The sequence below is a fragment of the Pseudoalteromonas sp. MelDa3 genome, from assembly GCF_002863625.1.
GTDB classification, from domain to species: domain Bacteria; phylum Pseudomonadota; class Gammaproteobacteria; order Enterobacterales; family Alteromonadaceae; genus Pseudoalteromonas; species Pseudoalteromonas arctica.
Genome location: NZ_PJBR01000021.1, coordinates 25,200 through 43,704, shown reverse-complemented (window position 1 = coordinate 43,704; position 18,505 = coordinate 25,200). Strand labels below are relative to the sequence as shown.

15 protein-coding genes are annotated in these 18,505 nt (G+C 39.6%); 8 read left to right on the top strand and 7 right to left on the bottom strand.

Features of this window, described 5'->3' with window-relative positions; all coding sequences use genetic code 11:
* Positions 1–2,478, top strand: a 2,478-nt coding sequence (locus CXF89_RS06590; RefSeq protein WP_180961384.1) for a penicillin-binding protein 1A, incomplete at its 5' end; no start/stop codon positions are given.
* Between the two features lie 64 nt (positions 2,479–2,542).
* On the opposite strand, the gene metL is transcribed toward CXF89_RS06590, so the two are convergent.
* Positions 2,543–4,888 (bottom strand): bifunctional aspartate kinase/homoserine dehydrogenase II, encoded by a 2,346-nt coding sequence (gene metL, locus CXF89_RS06585; RefSeq protein ID WP_121954135.1) that lies wholly within the window; start codon positions 4,886–4,888, stop codon positions 2,543–2,545.
* A 5-nt stretch (positions 4,889–4,893) separates the two neighbouring features.
* Positions 4,894–6,141 (bottom strand): cystathionine gamma-synthase, encoded by a 1,248-nt coding sequence (metB, locus tag CXF89_RS06580; protein WP_121954134.1) that lies wholly within the window; start codon positions 6,139–6,141, stop codon positions 4,894–4,896.
* A gap of 289 nt (positions 6,142–6,430) precedes the next feature.
* Here metB and metJ point away from each other — a divergent pair, with 289 nt between their 5' ends.
* Complete coding sequence (gene metJ / locus CXF89_RS06575; RefSeq protein WP_007586263.1) at positions 6,431–6,751, top strand: met regulon transcriptional regulator MetJ; 321 nt, start codon at positions 6,431–6,433, stop codon at positions 6,749–6,751.
* A gap of 83 nt (positions 6,752–6,834) precedes the next feature.
* Here the strand turns inward: metJ and CXF89_RS06570 are convergent, their stop codons facing one another.
* Positions 6,835–8,076, bottom strand: coding sequence for a malic enzyme-like NAD(P)-binding protein (locus tag CXF89_RS06570; RefSeq protein WP_121954133.1), 1,242 nt, complete (start codon positions 8,074–8,076; stop codon positions 6,835–6,837).
* Positions 8,077–8,602: 526 nt separating this feature from the next.
* Entirely contained in the window at positions 8,603–8,818 is a 216-nt protein-coding gene (gene rpmE, locus CXF89_RS06565; protein WP_007582029.1) for a 50S ribosomal protein L31, read from the bottom strand.
* Between the two features lie 230 nt (positions 8,819–9,048).
* Between rpmE and priA the strand changes: the two genes are divergently transcribed.
* The 5 genes from priA to CXF89_RS06540 all read left to right on the top strand — a co-directional run bounded on the left by priA (position 9,049) and on the right by CXF89_RS06540 (position 14,158).
* On the top strand, positions 9,049–11,235 hold the full coding sequence (gene priA / locus CXF89_RS06560) for a primosomal protein N' (RefSeq protein ID WP_024594431.1): 2,187 nt from the start codon (positions 9,049–9,051) through the stop codon (positions 11,233–11,235).
* Positions 11,236–11,255: 20 nt separating this feature from the next.
* Positions 11,256–11,783 (top strand): SPOR domain-containing protein, encoded by a 528-nt coding sequence (locus CXF89_RS06555; protein ID WP_007582031.1) that lies wholly within the window; start codon positions 11,256–11,258, stop codon positions 11,781–11,783.
* Between the two features lie 79 nt (positions 11,784–11,862).
* On the top strand, positions 11,863–12,381 hold the full coding sequence (gene hslV, locus CXF89_RS06550) for an ATP-dependent protease subunit HslV (protein ID WP_002958366.1): 519 nt from the start codon (positions 11,863–11,865) through the stop codon (positions 12,379–12,381).
* Positions 12,382–12,392: 11 nt separating this feature from the next.
* Positions 12,393–13,721 (top strand): HslU--HslV peptidase ATPase subunit, encoded by a 1,329-nt coding sequence (hslU, locus tag CXF89_RS06545; RefSeq protein ID WP_007582032.1) that lies wholly within the window; start codon positions 12,393–12,395, stop codon positions 13,719–13,721.
* A 62-nt stretch (positions 13,722–13,783) separates the two neighbouring features.
* Positions 13,784–14,158, top strand: a complete 375-nt coding sequence (locus CXF89_RS06540) for a gamma-butyrobetaine hydroxylase family protein (RefSeq protein WP_010553804.1) — start codon at positions 13,784–13,786, stop codon at positions 14,156–14,158.
* An 86-nt stretch (positions 14,159–14,244) separates the two neighbouring features.
* On the opposite strand, the gene CXF89_RS06535 is transcribed toward CXF89_RS06540, so the two are convergent.
* The 3 genes from CXF89_RS06535 to CXF89_RS06525 all read right to left on the bottom strand — a co-directional run bounded on the left by CXF89_RS06535 (position 14,245) and on the right by CXF89_RS06525 (position 17,802).
* Positions 14,245–16,125 (bottom strand): methyl-accepting chemotaxis protein, encoded by a 1,881-nt coding sequence (locus CXF89_RS06535; RefSeq protein ID WP_007582034.1) that lies wholly within the window; start codon positions 16,123–16,125, stop codon positions 14,245–14,247.
* Between the two features lie 109 nt (positions 16,126–16,234).
* Positions 16,235–17,266: an MJ1255/VC2487 family glycosyltransferase gene (locus CXF89_RS06530; RefSeq protein WP_121954132.1), complete on the bottom strand. Its 1,032-nt coding sequence runs from the start codon at positions 17,264–17,266 to the stop codon at positions 16,235–16,237.
* Positions 17,263–17,802, bottom strand: a complete 540-nt coding sequence (locus CXF89_RS06525; RefSeq protein WP_033026551.1) for a phosphatase PAP2 family protein — start codon at positions 17,800–17,802, stop codon at positions 17,263–17,265. Before CXF89_RS06525 ends, CXF89_RS06530 begins: the two co-directional genes overlap by 4 nt.
* A 205-nt stretch (positions 17,803–18,007) precedes the next feature.
* On the opposite strand from CXF89_RS06525, the gene rraA reads away from it, so the two are divergent.
* Positions 18,008–18,505, top strand: coding sequence for a ribonuclease E activity regulator RraA (gene rraA / locus CXF89_RS06520; RefSeq protein WP_002959955.1), 498 nt, complete (start codon positions 18,008–18,010; stop codon positions 18,503–18,505).

Here is an 18,505-nt window from a genome sequence, read left to right as displayed (position 1 = left end):
CGAACTTTACAATTTTTTATCATTTGTGTGTTAATTGGTCTGATTACTTTGATCAGTCTTTATTACTACGTTAAACCTGATATCCCCAGTGTGCAAGTTTTAAAAGACGTGCAATTACAAACTCCTATGCAAGTATTCACTAAAGATGGGCTTTTAATCAATCAATTTGGTGAAAAACGTCGTATTCCAGTGACTATTGATGAAATTCCTCAAACACTCATTAATGCATTTTTAGCGACAGAAGATAATCGATTTTACGATCATATAGGCATAGACCCTATTGGTATAGTACGTTCGGCTGTTGTTCTTATATCTACTGGCGAGAAAAAACAAGGTGCAAGTACTATTACTATGCAGCTTGCTCGTAATTTCTTTTTAACACGCGAAAAAGCGTATATCCGTAAAGTTAAAGAAATATTTATAGCGCTTCATATTGAAGGAGTGTTAACAAAAGACGAAATTTTAGAGCTTTACCTTAATAAAATAGAATTAGGTAATCGTGCTTTCGGTATTGGTGCAGCAGCGCAAGTTTATTACGGTAAAGAGCTAAAAGATTTAACACTTGCGCAAATGGCGATGATTGCAGGTTTACCTAAAGCACCTTCAGCTTTAAACCCAATTCGTAACCCAACGCGTGCAAAAGCACGCCGAAATGTAGTTTTAGGCCGTTTACTGACCGAAGACTATATAACACAAGAGCAATATAGCGAAGCAACTAGCCAACCTATTACAGCTTATTTTCACGGTGCAGAAATAAACTTATACGCACCGTATATCTCTGAAATGGTGCGCGCTGAAATGGTTTCGCGCTATGGGGTAGATAAAGCCTACAACTCTGGTTTTAAAATTTTTACCTCAGTAGAGTCAAAGGTTCAAAAAGCAGCGCAAAACGCACTTGTAAATAACTTACACAGTTACGATATGCGTCATGGTTTTAGAGGTCCAACTGATGTTTTATGGAATCCTGAAACACAACCAGCTTTAACTGAGCAACAAATACTCAATAAATTACAGAGCGTAAATGAGTTAGGCACTTTAAAAGTTGCAGCAGTACTCAGTGTTAATAATAAAACAGCTACAGTACTACTTAAAAACGGTGAGCAAACAACTCTCAGTTGGGATAGTTTAAAATGGGCGCGTAAGTATATTACTCGCTACCGCCAAAGCTTTGCTCCAAAAGCAGCTACTGATATTTTAACGCCAGGTATGCAAATATGGGTACGTCAAAACGAAGATAACAGCTACTTATTAAGCCAAATACCAGAAGCATCAAGCGCTATTGTATCCCTCGACCCACAAGACGGTAGAATAAAAGCTATTGTAGGGGGTTACAGCTTTGAGCAAAGTCAATACAACCGAGCGATACAAGCTAAGCGTCAAGTGGGTTCTAATATAAAACCTTTTATATATTCAGCAGCACTTGAAAAAGGTTACACGCTTGCGTCTATATTAAATGATGCACCTATAAACCAGTGGGATAAGAGCCAAGGCGTAGCATGGCGCCCTAAAAACAGCCCTGCTGTTTACAATGGTCCTATTCGAATTCGCCGTGCTTTAGCACAGTCTAAAAACGTTATTTCGGTGCGCTTACTACGTGGTGTTGGATTGCAACGTACAGCTGATCACTTACTAAAATTTGGTTTTAAAGACGCTGACATTAATCGTAGTGAATCATTAGCACTTGGTAGTGCTTCTATTACTCCGCTTGAACTTGCAAGAGGCATGAGCACATTTGCCAACGGTGGTCACTTAATTGAACCTTACTTTATCTCAGAAATTCAAGATGCTTACGGCAATGTATTGTTTAAAGCAAACCCTGCTCTTGCCTGTGACGAAGAGCCTTTGCCAACACACAATGTACTCTCGATGCATAATAGTGATGATGAAATGGAGCAAACGAAAAAATGTGCGCCGAGAATTATTTCTAAGCAAAATGCATTTTTAATTGCTGATGCTATGAATAGTGCAATTTGGGGGGGTGGTAGCTGGGCTCATAAAACAGGTTGGAGTGGAACCGGTTGGCGAGCACAAGCGCTAGATCGTCGCGATATTTCAGGTAAAACAGGCACAACTAATGACTCAGTAGATACCTGGTTTAGCGGTTTTAATAGTAATGTGATGACCTCAGTTTGGGTTGGCTTTGATAATCCGGGCAACGCTCTTGGTCGCTCTACATATAATAACAACCTAGATAGCAGCCAAATATCAGGTGCGGAATCTGGCGCTAAAACCGCGCAGCCAGCATGGGTTGAATTTATGAAAGCGGCACTTGAAGGCAAGCCTGAAGCCCCAATTGAGCCGCCTGAGGGACTTGTTTCTATTCGTATTGATTTAGCTACAGGCTTACTTAGCCATAAAAATGACTACACAAGTCGATTTGAATATTTTGAAAAAGGCACCGCACCTACAAAGTATGTGCTATCTCAGCCTAACGATATATTTGAAGAAGACACTAAAACAGAAGAAGAGCTATTTTAGTAATATGTATGTAATACAAAAACGGCAGCTTATTTAAGCTGCCGTTTTTGTTTAAACCAAAGGTTTATTTTAAGTTTTGAACAAGCCAATATAAATCAGAGTGCACACCCGCAGCGGTCACTTCTCTACCCGCTCCAGGCCCCTGAATCACTAATGCGTTATCGCTATACCATTTGCTATTAATTACAAAAATATTATCGCCAGGTGTAAGGTTTGCTAACGCATCGCCATTAGGCACATACGCTATTCCCACTTTAGCAATTACTTCACCTTGTGTGATTTCTAACAAGCCCGTATATCTAAGTACTAAATTTTTAGACTTTGCTGTCACTGCATGCTCTTCGATGAACGCGTCTAGCTGTGCTTTTTTATTTAAAAAGTCATCCCAACTTCCCAGCGCAAGTTCATCTGGCATCAATGCCGATAAACCAATATCGTCAAGTTCAAGCTCAACACCTAGCTCTCGAGCTAAAATAAGTAGCTTACGCTGCATATCTCGCCCAGATAAATCTTCGCGAGGGTCTGGCTCTGTGAATCCCATTTTCTGAGCTTCCAGTAGCAACTCAGAAAATGGCCTTGTTCCATCATATTTACTGCATAACCACGAAAGCGTGCCTGAGAAAACACCTTCTATACGTGTTATTTTATCGCCACTATTTTGCAAATCAGCCAAAGCAAAGTTAATAGGTAAGCCAGCGCCTACACTGGTGTTATATCGCCAATGTAAATTACGTTCTGTAATATTACTACGAAGTGCTTTATACCAAGTAGTCGGTGCTGTTCCAGCGTATTTATTAGCACTAATTAAATGACAGTTTCTATCTACAAAGTCTGGATATAACAAGCTAAATTGTTCACTTGCGGTAATATCAATTACAATTTTATGCTCGTAATCGAGCTCATTTATAGCATTCAGTAAATCTGCAGATTGATAGCTATTTGCCTCATGCTGCCATTGAGTTTTCCATTGCTGTGTATTAATACCACTTGCATTAAACAGCATTTTTTTAGAGCGAATTAGACCGACTAATTTAATACTAAAGTCATCCGATAAACGCTCAAATTGTGCCGATAACTGTTTAATAAAAGCGTCGCCAACGTTACCAAGCCCCGCAACTATAATTGCGATTTCTTGGCCTTTATTAATTAACTTATCGTGTAAGGCACTTTGTATATCACTATCTATAAATTGATCGGTAAGCAATAAAGCATAGCCAGTATCTTGATGGACAAAACGAGGTTTTATGCTGTGGATTTTTAATAAATCTAATGCTTGTAAGCTTAATGTATTAACGTCTTGCTCAGGCGCTACAATTGCACAACCGTTTAAATTTGACTCACTAATATTTGCCCTACCCGCAAAATAATTAATAACCAGATAAGTTTGTGCTGCAGGTACTACTAAATACACTTCACCATTATGGTTAAAGTGATGAAGGCTATGCTGAATAAGCTGACTAACGCTTGAGACCTCACCTTCACTTAATCCTTCAACCATTAATAGGTCAACATTTTGCAACGTGGTTATAAAACGTTTTTTCTTCGCTGAACCTTCTTTTACTATATCTGTTGGACTTGCTTGTACGTCAAAACTACTGCGAACAGCTAACTTAATATCTGTGTTTTTAAGTGGCGATAGTGTTTTTGCATGTAATACAGGGTTACCCAAACGAGCTAATAAATTAGCCTGCCCACGGCAAATTTTGCCGTACTTAATCGCTTTTTGTACCTTGCGAGGATCAGTGCTATACACTCCCTGTGTATCAGTCCAAATACATACTTGCTTAGCATTGCAATAATTTGCAAGTAGTGTTGCGCTGTAGTCACTGCCATTTCGGCCAAGCGTTACTGTCTCGCCTTTGATATCTGCGGCAATAAACCCAGTAACAACATTTATTTTATTAGGCAAAATTAACTGCCCACATTGCTGCGCATTTTGCGCATGCATTAATTCGCCATCATTTAAGGTAAAAAGAGTACGTGCATCTTGAGCGCATGCCTCAATATTTAGCTGCTGTAAATAAGTAGCGAGTAAACGTGCTGACCACAGTTCGCCATGTGCAAGTAATGCAGCCTCTTTTAGCTGCTCAGCTTGAGCAAGTTCTGCAATATAGCTAAGTTCGATACTTAGTGTTTTAAGTGCACTTCGTTTTAAATCAGCTTCTAATAACTGCTCTATTAAATCACTTTGATGGTTATTTAACTGCAGTAAAATATCAGCTACTGCTTGAGTATCTTGTTTTTGATAGCTTTGCCAAAGTAATACTAGCGTATCGGTTGTCTTACCCGCAGCCGATACCACCACACAATCACCCGGCTGAGTATGTGTAATTATTATTTTTGCTACGCTTTGGTATCGCTCACTTGAGCTTAAACTCGAGCCACCAAATTTATGTATACAATTAACCATATTAATCACCAAAGCGCCGGACGAGCTGCACTTAATTTAACGTTACCACCAGGAGTGCCTGCTCCTTTGCCTACACGGCCAACATTTTTATTTTGCCCTGGTTTTACAAGTTCAAACACTCGTTCAAAATCAGCGACTAAATCGTGTATATCTTCAATACCTACCGAAATACGAATAAGCGTATCGCCCACACCCGCCTCTAAACGTGCTGTTGCCTCCATACCTGCGTGCGTCATAGTTGCAGGGTGACAAATTAAGCTCTCTACGCCACCTAATGACTCAGCTAAACTAAACGTTTTAAGGCTAGTTAAAAATGCCGCAGCGTCGTTTATATCGCCTTTAATATCAAAACTAACCATGCCACCAAAACCAAGTTGCTGTGCTTTAGCCAGCTCATGTTGAGGATGTGACTCAAGACCTGGGTAGTAAACTTGGCTTACATATTCAGAGCTTTCAAGGTACTTAGCTATTGCCAGTGCATTTTCTTGATGCTGCCTTAGGCGCACATTTAAAGTACGTAAACCACGAAGCGTTAAATAGCTATCAAAAGGCGCACCCGTAATACCAATGTTATTAGCCCACCAAGCAAGCTCATCGCCTAACTCTTGTGTTGCGGCAATAACAGCGCCGCCTACTACATCTGAGTGTCCGTTAATGTATTTAGTGGTTGAATGCACCACAATATCTACACCAAACTTAAGAGGATTTTGTAAAGCAGGCGACAAAAACGTGTTATCTGCAGCCACCAATGCACCGCATTGCTTAGCCACATCGGTAACCGCTTTAATATCTGTTAAACGAAGTACTGGGTTACTTGGGGTTTCTATCCAAATAAGCTTTGGTTTAATTACTAAAATTTGTTGAAGACTTTCTTCTTTTGTTAAATCTAATATTTCGAGCTTTAGTAGTCCGCGTTTTTGTAAAGATGTAAATAAACGATAGCTGCCACCATAACAATCATGTGGAATTACTAACGTATCGTCACTATTAAGTAGCTGAGTAGCTAAATGCACGGCAGCCATGCCTGTAGCTGTAATTATGCCACGAGCGCCACCTTCAAGCTTAGCAAGCGTCTCAGCTAAAATATCACGATTAGGATTACCGCTACGACCATAATCATACTCACGCTTAGTATCAAAGTCGGCAAACGAATAAGTAGTCGATAAATAAATTGGCGGTACCACCGCACCATGATGTTTATCAGCATCAACGCCGTTACGTACAGCAATGGTCGCTTTGTTTTTTTCGCTCATATTCGTCACCTGATTAATTTGGATGTTTAGACGTCTAAAAGAGTAAGTTATCCGTTTTGATAAGTCAAAGTATTTTAAAGCTCTAGATGGCTAAAAGTAGAAGGGGCCTTTGCGAATAACACATTTTAGCTCACAAAAGTGTGCTTATCTTTACACCTACAATAGGCTTATTAAGATAGATCGGTATCTATTATTTGACTATCTTTTTTAAATCGATAGAATTTCACGCATATTTACACGCTTTTTATACCGTGTGAGAAATTAATAATCTGAGGCAACGATACATCTTATGGCTAAATGGAATGGTGAGTATATTCACCCATACGCAGAACACGGTAAAAAATCAGAGCAAGTTAAAAAGATCACCGTTTCGATCCCGCTAAATGTATTAAAGGTATTAACTGACGAACGTACACGTCGTCAAATCAATAACCTTCGCCATGCTACAAATAGTGAATTGCTATGTGAGGCATTTTTGCATGCTTTTACTGGCCAACCTTTACCAAATGACGATGACTTACGTAAAGATAACGCCGAAAAAGTGCCAGAAGAAGTTAAAAAAATAATGCAAGAAATGGGTCTAGAAGTACCCGTTTTAAACGAAGAATAAATATTACAAAGACAAAAAAAACCTCAGTAATTACTGAGGTTTTTTTATATCTAAATTTTATTGCATAGCTCTACTGTATAGATTTACTGCATATAGTTTTCAGGTAGCTCAATTTGTGCAACACCTGACTCAATAGCAGCAAGTGCAACAGCTCTTGCTATACGCGGCAGTAAACGTGGATCCATTGGTTTTGGAATAATATACTGCGCACCAAATTCTAGTTTATCTACACCAGCGGCTTTTAAAACTTCTGCAGGTACTGGCTCTTTGGCAATACTTCGAATAGCATCTACTGCAGCAATTTTCATTTCATCGTTAATAGCGCTTGCACGTACATCAAGTGCACCACGGAAAATAAACGGGAAACATAAAACATTATTAACTTGGTTAGGGTAATCAGAGCGTCCTGTTGCCATGATTAAATCGTTGCGTGCGCCGTGCGCAAGTGCAGGATCAATCTCAGGATCTGGATTTGAACATGCAAACACAACTGGTTTTTCAGCCATTAGCTTTAAATCTTCAGCCGCTAATAAGTTAGGGCCAGAAACGCCCACAAACACATCAGCATCTGCAATTACATCTTGCAATGTACGCTTATCGGTATTGTTAGCAAAAAGCTGTTTGTATTCATTTAAGTCATCGCGGCGGGTATGAATAACACCTTTGCGGTCAAGCATATAAATGTGTTCGCGCAGTGCGCCACACTTAATTAACAGCTCCATACACGCAACAGCAGCAGCGCCTGCACCTAAACATACAATAATTGCATCTTCAATTGACTTACCTTGTACTTCTAGCGCATTTAACATACCAGCAGCCGTTACAATGGCAGTACCGTGTTGATCATCATGAAAAACAGGAATGCTACAACGCTCTATTAATGCTTTTTCAATTTCAAAACACTCTGGTGCTTTAATATCTTCAAGGTTAATACCACCGAATGTGTCGGCAATATTGGCAACCGTATTAATAAAGTCTTCTGTTGTTTTGTGCTTAACTTCAATATCGATAGAATCAAGCCCTGCAAAACGTTTAAACAATAGCGCTTTACCTTCCATTACAGGCTTAGACGCTAAAGGACCTAAATTACCAAGGCCTAAAATTGCAGTACCATTAGTAATAACCGCAACCATGTTACCTTTACCAGTATATTTATAAGCATTTGCAGGATCTGCAGCTATTTCACGTACAGGTTCGGCAACACCTGGGCTATACGCAAGTGCAAGATCATGAGCCGTTTCAGCTGGTTTTGTAAGCTCAATGCTAATTTTACCTGGTACGGGATGTGAGTGGTAATGTAGTGCTTGTTCACGAAAGTCAGACATAACGCGATGGTATCCTGCAATTTAAGTTAAAGTGAGAGATGGAGTCTTGGGGTACGATACCCTTATTATTTTTAAATTCCAAGCAATATCAGGTCTATCCTGTTATATGCTATATCCTTTAATTTTAAGAGGTTTTTCAGTAACTTTGCAGGATTATATCGACATTTAATAAATAAAAATTCACCTAAAAAGTAAGTTTTAAGGTGCTTTTATGCCTACCAAAATCTTATAAAATGTATACTTAAAGTATCAGCATAAACTTAGAATAACAGCCTACTACCCTACTTTAAAAACAGATAAGCCCACGTTAGCTACTTTTATCAACCTAGTTAAAAATTGTACTATTTAAAATATAGAGAATATCTATCGATTTGTCTGTAAAGGATTATGCATACTCAGAATAAGAATAGGAAATAGTTATGCAAAATAAGAAAATAGCTAAAGTTAGCTAAATAGAACAGGAAATGGCAAATTTTAGGCACAAAAAAAGCACCCTAAGGTGCTTTTTTTAACTAAACAGCAATAATTACTTCTTGCTGGCAAGTGCACCGAAGCGCTTGTTGAAGCGATCAACACGTCCGCCAGTGTCTAAAACTTTTTGCTTACCAGTGTAAAACGGGTGACACGCAGAACATACGTCTAAGTGAATGTCTTTACAAAGAGTTGAGCTAGTTTCGAATTTATTTCCACATGAACATGTTGCAGAAATTACTTCGTACTTAGGGTGAATACCTTCTTTCATAGGAACCTCTAGTTAAGGCCGCATCGCTCTCCAAACCCGGAGTTTGGCACCATACGTCGTTAAAACAAATTTGTTGGTGGCGGATTTTATCCAACAACCTCCCCCCACACAAGTATTTATTTATATTTTTGCTAAAAAAGTGAACAATCTCTGTCTCAAGCGCTATTGCTAGTAGGTTTTTAGCGTTATTTTTAGTACATTACAGCATTAATTTTACGGGTTGAGTTGTTATGAGTTTTGTTGAAGTTGCTATTAAAGTCCCGCTTCCACGCACCTTTGATTATAAAATAGAAGAACAGCTCAGTGGCTTATCAACTCCTTTACTACCTGGCATGCGGGTTTTGGTACCTTTTGGTAATCAAAAAAAAGTAGCGGTTGTTCTGGGTATTAAAAGCAGTACCGACGTCCCTTTAAATAAAATTAAAAATATTATAGAGGTAATAGACGACGCCCCTATTTTAAGTGCCCAGCATTTAGAACTCCTTAGCTTTACTGCCCGCTATTATTGCTATCCATTAGGCGAAACTATTCATATAGCGCTACCTGGTGCACTTCGCCAAGGTGAATCGCCTGATAAAACCAGTATTAATATGGTTGCCCTGACAGAAAAAGGTGCAAAAGTACCGTCATTAAAAGCTAAAACACAGCTCAACCTATTAAAGCAGTTATCACAATCAGGTAAGTCATCATTAACTGAGTTAAAAGCACTGGGCTTTAGTAAAAAAACAATAGATAGCTTAATAGATAAAGAACTCATAACACAAACTATTGAGCACGATAACCAATGGCAAAGTGTTGCTCCAACCGTCGGTAGTAAACCAGTACTTAATAAAGAACAAGCGGTTGCTTGCACAGCTATAAATCAAAGTACTGGCTTTAGCAGCTTCTTATTAGAAGGCGTAACGGGCAGCGGTAAAACCGAAGTGTATTTACAGTGCCTAGAAGAAGTACTCAAACGTGGCGAGCAAGCCCTCGTACTCGTGCCCGAAATCGGTCTAACACCACAAACCGTAAACCGTTTTCGCCGCCGTTTTCCTGATACACCCATTATGCTTTGGCACTCTGCACTTACCGACAACGAACGTTTACAAACATGGCGTTTTTGCGAAAAAGGCAGTTGCGCGATAGTTATTGGCACGCGTTCGAGTATTTTTCTACCATTTTTAAAACTCGGTATGATTGTTGTTGATGAAGAACACGACTCGTCATTTAAACAACAAGATACCCTTCGTTACCATGCTCGTGATTTAGCCGCTTACAGAGCTTTTCAGCATAAAATTCCGCTTATATTAGGCAGCGCCACACCCGCGCTTGAAACACTACACAAAGCAATTAATAACAAATACCAGCTATTAAGTTTAACCGAGCGTGCACAAACAGCGACTGACAACCAGTTTAAGTTACTCGATATGAAAGGTCAGCCCGACCAAGCAGGTATTGCACATGCAAGCCTTGCTACTATGCGTCAGCACTTAAATCGCGGTAAACAGGTTATGGTATTTTTAAATCGCCGAGGTTTCTCACCAACCCTTATTTGCCATGAGTGCGGTTGGTTGAGCGAGTGTAAACGATGCAGTACCAGCGCTACATTTCATAAAGCGATTGGGCAAATGATCTGTCATCACTGTGGCGACCAGTACCCTGTCCCTCACCAATGCCCTGACTGTGGAAGTACGCAAATATTTCCTAACGGTAAAGGCACAGAGCAAATTGAAGAGTTTTTATCGACCGAGTTCCCTGATACACCAGTTACTCGTATAGACCGCGATTCAACTCGCCGAAAAGGTAGCCTTGAAAAAGCACTTGATGAAATAAACCTAGGGGGCGCACGCATTTTAGTGGGCACACAAATGCTTGCCAAAGGCCATCACTTTGCAGATGTAAGCCTTGTTATAATTTTAGATGTAGATAGCGGCTTATACTCATGCGACTTTAGAGCAACAGAACATTTAGCGCAATTAGTCACCCAAGTAGCGGGGCGTGCTGGACGTTCAGGTGAGCCTGGCCAAGTGTTATTACAAACACACTTTCCAGAACACCCTCTTTTGCAAGACTTAGTTAATAATGGTTACCAAGACTTTGCCCGCTTTGCTCTTAGTGAGCGCGATGATGCTGACTTACCGCCCATTACAAATATGGCCATTGTGCGTGCACAAGGGCATAGTATTAAACTAGTCGTCGATTTTTTGACGGATTTGGTTCCTGTGAATGGGGTATCTGGTATACAATTGCTCGGTCCGATCCCTGCCCCACTTGAAAGAGTCGCAGGTATGTATCGTTTTCAATTGCATATTCAAGCGCAAGATCGTCGCATATTACATCAGTACCTTGCGCAAATGGTTGATTATTTAAGTACCAGTAAACTTGCACAAAAAGTACGCTGGAGCTTAGACGTAGACCCTATAGACATGATTTAGGTTAAGGCCAAAATAACACCATGGCACAGCACGATTATATTAATAAAAAGCCTGCAGGCAGAAACAGTAAAAAAAACGCACCCGCTAAAAAACCATTTCCTATTCTTTTAGCCGTTATAGCCATCTTACTTGTAGGTGGTTTTGCCTACACACTATGGTTTATAAAAAGTAATGCCGATCCAAAACTTGTCGAAAAACAAGCTAACCCAACTGCACCCGCAAAAGTAGAAGTTGTTATTCCACGTACACCGGAATTTATTAAAGAAATTAGAAACCACGAGATTCAAGTTGAAGTAAAAGAACTTGAGCAAAAAGGTCCTTATGTTATGCAATGCGGTTCGTTCAGAACTCATGCACAAGCTGAATCGTTAAAAGCTAAAATCGCATTTGCAGGGCTCATTTCTGAGATAAAACAGGCTGAAGGCAGCAATGGTACTTGGTATAAAGTACGTTTAGGCCCTTATAAAACCAAACGCCAAGCCGAAAGCGATAAAAACAAACTTAAACGTGTAAAAATAGTCGGCTGCGGAATTTGGGGCTGGACTTGAAAATAAACCATTCACCCATATAACCTCATCATAATCGTTTTTTACGAGTTGCCTCTGCAGCTCGATGATGAGGAATAACATGACTACTATTGTAAGTGTTCGCCGCGGCGACAAAGTTGTAATTGGCGGCGATGGCCAAGTTTCACTTGGTAACACCGTAATGAAGGGCAACGCCCGCAAAGTTCGACGTCTTTATAATGGCAAAGTAATCGCTGGTTTTGCCGGCGGTACTGCTGATGCCTTCACTCTTTTCGAACGTTTTGAAAGCAAATTAGAAATGCACCAAGGTAACCTAACTAAAGCCGCAGTAGAAATGGCTAAAGATTGGCGAAGTGACCGTGCACTTCGAAAACTCGAAGCGCTGCTCGCCGTAGCAGACGAAACAGCCTCTTTAATTATTACCGGTAATGGCGATGTAGTTCAGCCAGAAAACGATTTAATTGCAATTGGTAGTGGTGGTAACTTTGCGCAATCAGCTGCAACCGCCCTTTTAGAAAATACAGATTTAAGCGCTCGTGAAATAGTAGAGAAAAGCTTAACTATTGCAGGCAACATCTGCGTATTTACTAATAACTTCCAAACAATCGAAGAATTATAATAGGAACTATTATGTCTGATATGACCCCAAGAGAAATTGTTCACGAGCTAGATCAGCACATTATAGGTCAGGCTAAAGCTAAAAAAGCGGTCGCTATTGCGCTTCGTAATCGCTGGCGCCGTATGCAATTAAATGAAGATTTACGCAGTGAAGTAACACCAAAAAATATATTAATGATTGGTCCAACAGGTGTAGGTAAAACAGAAATTGCCCGCCGTTTAGCAAAACTTGCTAACGCACCATTCATTAAAGTAGAAGCGACTAAATTTACTGAAGTTGGTTATGTTGGTAAAGAAGTAGATACGATCATACGTGACCTCGTTGATGTTTCAATTAAAATGACTCGCGAACAGCAAACTAAAAAGTTTAAACATCGCGCCGAAGAAGCAGCAGAAGAGCGAATTTTAGATGCACTTTTACCACCGGTTAAAGATCAATATGGCGAAAGCCAACGCGACGATACTTCATCTACTCGCCAAACATTTCGTAAAAAATTACGTGAAGGTCAATTAGATGATAAAGAAATCGAGATTGAATTAGCGCAAGCTCAATCAAACGTAGAAATTATGGCGCCTCCTGGTATGGAAGATATGACCAACCAGTTACAAAGCATGTTTCAAAACATGGGCGGCGATAAACGCACTAAACGTAAGTTAAAAATTAAAGAGGCCTTCAAACTATTAACGGAAGAAGAAGCCGCTAAATTAGTAAACCCTGAAGAGCTAAAAGAACAAGCTATTTTTGCAGTAGAGCAAAACGGTATTGTGTTTATAGATGAAATAGACAAAATTTGTAAACGTGGTGATTCTTCAGGCCCTGATGTGAGCCGAGAAGGTGTTCAGCGCGACTTACTACCGCTAATTGAAGGCTCAACAGTAAACACTAAACACGGTATGGTTAAAACTGACCATATGTTGTTTATTGCCTCAGGTGCGTTCCAAATGTCTAAACCATCAGACATGATACCTGAGCTACAAGGTCGCTTACCGATTCGAGTAGAACTTGAACCACTAACTGCAGATGACTTTAAACGTATCCTGACAGAGCCGCATGCATCGCTTACTGAGCAACAACGAGAGCTCCTTAAAACTGAGCAAGTAACGATTGAGTTTAGTGATGATGCTATTGAGCGTATTGCTAAGGCAGCGTGGCAAGTTAACGAAAAAACCGAAAACATCGGTGCTCGTCGCTTGCATACTGTGATGGAAAGATTGATGGAAGAAATTTCATACGATGCTTCTGAAAAAGCAGGTTCATCACTTGTCATTGACGCCGCTTACGTTGAAAAACATCTAGGCGCACTTGTTGAAGATGAAGACTTAAGCCGCTTCATTCTATAAAACGAATATAAACGTTATACTAAAAGCCTCCAGATTGGGGGCTTTTTAATGGGATATATAAAATGAAACACGTTACAAAAGTGCATTACCACAGCGTGAGTAAAAATTTAGATGTTTATTTTGACGACGATAGCCAAGCAGTCTTTAGCTGTGAATTTTTACGCGTTCACTCTCCCTCTGCTGAAGTGCAAGGCCATGGCTCTGGTCCAATGAAGCTAGTACTTAATAAACAATCTGTAGGTATAAAAAACATAGTACCTGTTGGGCATTATGCACTGCGTTTAGATTTCGATGATGGTCACAATAGCGGACTGTTCAGTTGGAGTTACTTTGAAAAACTACAAGCGCAGCAACAAACGTTGAGCGATGAATATTCGGCACGCGTAGCCGAGCACGAACAAAACAAAAACAGTGTACCAATAAAGTTTATTCCTTAAACCTTATTGGTAACTTTAGGTGGGTATTTTTAGATTAGTTAACCTAAACCCTGGTTAAGATATTTACTATCCAGGGTTCAAGTTAGTTACACTTTAAACTTATCAATAGCGCTAAATAACACTCTAGCTTGCTCAGATACTTCTTCGCTAGTTTGGGCGTTTTTAGCAGCATGTTCAGTTGCATCTTGCGCAATGTCGCGAATTCTTACTACATTTTTATTAACCTCTGATGCCACTTGGCTTTGCTCGTCAATAGCAACCGCTATTTGAGAGCTCATTTCCATTATTGTTTGTACATCTTCAGTAATTGCGCCTAATAACTCACCTGCTTTAATTGCTTGCGAGGCACTTTCATCGCCTTGAGAACGACATTTGTGCATAATACTTACCACTTCTTGAGTACGCTGCTGTAAGGTACTTATAATACCTTCAATCTCACTCGTAGACTCTTGAGTACGCTTCGCTAATGAACGAACCTCATCTGCAACAACAGCAAAGCCACGACCATACTCACCAGCACGGGCCGCTTCTATTGCCGCATTAAGTGCGAGTAAATTTGTTTGATCTGCAATCCCCCGAATTACATCAAGCACTGAACCAATTGTTTCGCCATCTTTTTCAAGTTGCGACACTACATTTGATGCATTCCCTAACGAATCAGATAGGGCCCTAATGTGCTTAACGGTAGAGTCAACTTCACTGCGCCCTTGTTGAGCACTTAAATTTGTTGACTCTGCTTTTTTAGCAGCCGCTTCAGTATTATGTGAAATATCCTGAATCGTCGCCTGCATTTCGGTGGCTGCAGTTGCAACCATGTCGGCTTCATGTAATTGCTCTTGCATACCGGAGCTTGTTGCTGCAGTACTTTCTGATAAATGCTCTGTTGCTATATTAAGCGTATTTAAAGCACCATTAACTTCGTTAATTAAGTTTTTAAAATCGCCTATTAAGCTATTAAAGTCGACCGTCATGGTGGTAATTTCGTCTTTACCTGTTTGCTCTATCATCACGCTTAAATCATTATTACGACGAATATCGTTAATGGTGTGATAAACCCGCTCTATAGGCACAATAATCGAGCGGCTCGTGAAATAAACCAACATCAAAACAATAATGCCAGCAATCACAAAAATAAGAATGGCTAAAAATTGTGCCTGTTCAACGCTTTTATCTACCTGTTGCTTAGTGCTTAATAGTATCTGCGCAACGATTGCATCACTTTGTTCAACACTTTTACGCATTTTTCCAAGTGCACCTGAATTTAAATCTAAGCCCAATTCAACCTGTGCCTGGACCAATGCTTGAAATTGCGTTTGGTAGGAATTTAAAAAGCCATTTAATTGAGCTGTGTACCCTGTATCAAATTGAGCCTGAGCGATTTGCTGCTTTAAAGTATCAACCCCTTCATCAAATCGAGTTAAATACTTAAGATCAAAACGTAGCATAAAATCTTTTTCAGCCCGTCTTAATTGTAATATAGAAGATAAGAGTTTGTAATTATCTTGCTCTTTGAGCAAGCTTTCGACCTCGTGTACTGCACTTCTTAGTTCGCCATACAGCCCATCTTTTGGGTGTAATCCTATGCGTTTTTGTAGCACAACAACACTCATAAAGTCATTGTTATAAGCACTTACCAAATTATCGAGATTACTTATTTTTTGGGTTTCGATACCCTGCTCTTGCATAATTACATTCAACTTAGCAATTTTACTTTTAAGCTGGTTATAATCTTGTTCAAATAAGTCTAATGCTTCTTCTTGTTTATAAAAAAGAAAGTTTTTTTCATGTTTACGCAGTTCTAATTCATGGATATTAAGCTCTTCAGCAAGCTGAATTGTTTTATTTAAGCTTAACGTTGTTCTCGCTTCATAAATTATTACGCATAAAAGGACCACCATTGCTAAACCAACAACGACTGCGTTTAACTGTAAACGTCGTTTGATTGTTAAGTTTTGTAAAAAATTCATCGCTAACGCCTTTTTTAAATATGCATTTGTATTATAGCTGATAGCTCAGAAGCGACTCATTAATTTAACTTTTTATTATTGGTTATTCTAAGCGACTTAATTGTGATGGCTATAAAGCGACACTATCCCACAAACCTTTGTGTAACGATTGTGTGTTATTCCACTGTTGTTTAACCAACCAATCAATTAAAGGCGCTGGGTCGCTAGGGTAATTTATTTGCTTATTTTGCGGGGCGCTATTCCAGTCGTCAAGGGCTTGCGAGTTTAAATAGTTCATAACATGCGCCATGCCCATGGCAAACAAAGTTTGTGCATTTGCGGTTTGCTCAAACTGCCCATCTAAAGGCTTTAATAGTAACTTCTTACCTAACTTAAGCGCCTCACTGGCAAGCTCAAACCCCGCATTACCAATAACGCCACTCGTGTTTGCTAAGTCATTTAAAAAACCAGAACGTGAGGGGAGTCGCAAATGTATATGTCCAAAAGACTGATTGCAGGCATTTGGGTGATAACAATAAAATTCTTTTTCGGGAAAGTCTTTTAAGTAATCAACAATGCTATCTAAGTTTTCAAACGGTAAATATACCAATACCTTATTTAGTACCGCGACAGGATTCTCATGATTATGATGAGCAATAAAAGGCGGGATTATATTATTTGCAAATGGCTTCCAGTGTACGCCTAAATAGGTAGATGCTGGTGCATAATGCTTGATGAGCGATTTTCTGAGTACACCACGACCAAATATAGGTACGTTTTCTGACAAAAATGCGGCTTGGTGACTAATACCGATAACTGGTATATCGGCCCGTTTTGCAGCCCATGCTGTGACTGGCTCAAAGTCGTTAAGTACAAAATCGTACTCTTTTATATCAAGCGATTTTATATCACTCACCAGCTTACAAACCCGCATGTTTTTAAGTGTTTTTAAATTTTTGACTTGCCCATTTTCAGTACTAAACGATAAGCCCCGATACGCTTTATAATCTGAGAATTCGTGCATATCAAAGTAATCTTTATTTGCTCGCCCTGAAAACACATAGTCAACATCAATACCAAGTTTATTAAAGCAGCTTGCCATAACCCTAGCCCGCGTTATATGACCATTACCGGTCCCCTGCACTCCATACAATATTTTCATACAGGTACCACAAGCGCTAATGCGAATAAGCCACAAACACTGCCAATAATAGCACCTATAATAATATCAGCAGGAAAGTGTACGCCTAATACAACACGAGAAATAGCCACACCAGCAGCCCAACTAAGTAGTAGCCATATATATTCAGGGAAAAAGTGACTTAGTATAATCGCAACTAAGAACGCTGCAGCGCTGTGACCCGAGGGCAAACTAAATTTATCACTTGGTACTATGTAAGCATTTGTTACTAAGCAGTCGCATGGACGGATACGGGCAAATCTATTTTTGGCCAATAAATAAATGGGCCTTTCTATAGCAAAACCAACTAATATCGTTACAGGTAATAATTGTTGCTGCTCATTATTACTAAGCCACCACACCGCTAAACACACAAGTATGTAAAGCCCTCCATCACCGCTTTTTGATAATCCAAACGCCATTGTTTTAAACCACTTCGGTGAGTTGCAATTAAACAGAGTTAAAAATAATTGCTCATCTAGCAGAGCTGCCCTTTTAAACATATTATTGTTATCCATCACTTCCCCCTCATTGCATAATATATGAACACCGATTTAGCTTATGTGTTGTAAATAACAATTGAGTGACGCTTTTAAGACACTATTATTGCGATTAATGATTTAGCGCTTGTTTTGTCTAAATTTACTGCGATTAAGTCGTTGTTATTGCTTATAAGGAGGGTATACTGAGGTATAAATTAATGTACCTTTTGAGGATAAAATAATGGATTACAGCACTTCTGATTTATGTGACCACTTTGCTGATGTGGTTGACGTGCTAGAGCCAATGTTCATCAACTTTGGTGGTCGACACAGCTTTGGTGGCCGCATTAAAACGGTTAAATGTTTTGAAAATAATGAACTGATCCGCGAATTACTTTCTCAAGACGGTACAGACTTAGTGCTTCTTATTGACGGTGGTGGCTCAACTCGCCGTGCACTTATTGATATTGAATTGGCCGAACTTGCACTTGAAAATAACTGGAATGGTATTGTTGTTTACGGCGCAGTACGCCACGTTGATGAGCTTGAAGAACTTGATTTAGGCATTCAAGCAATTGCTTCCATTCCTGTTGCAGCTGACAGTGAAGGTGCTGGCGAGGATGCTATAGGCGTTAACTTTGCCGGTGTATCATTTTTTGATGATGACTTTATTTATGCCGATAGTACTGGCATTGTTTTATCTGCAGAAGAATTAGAATTGGAAGTTGTAGAAGTATAA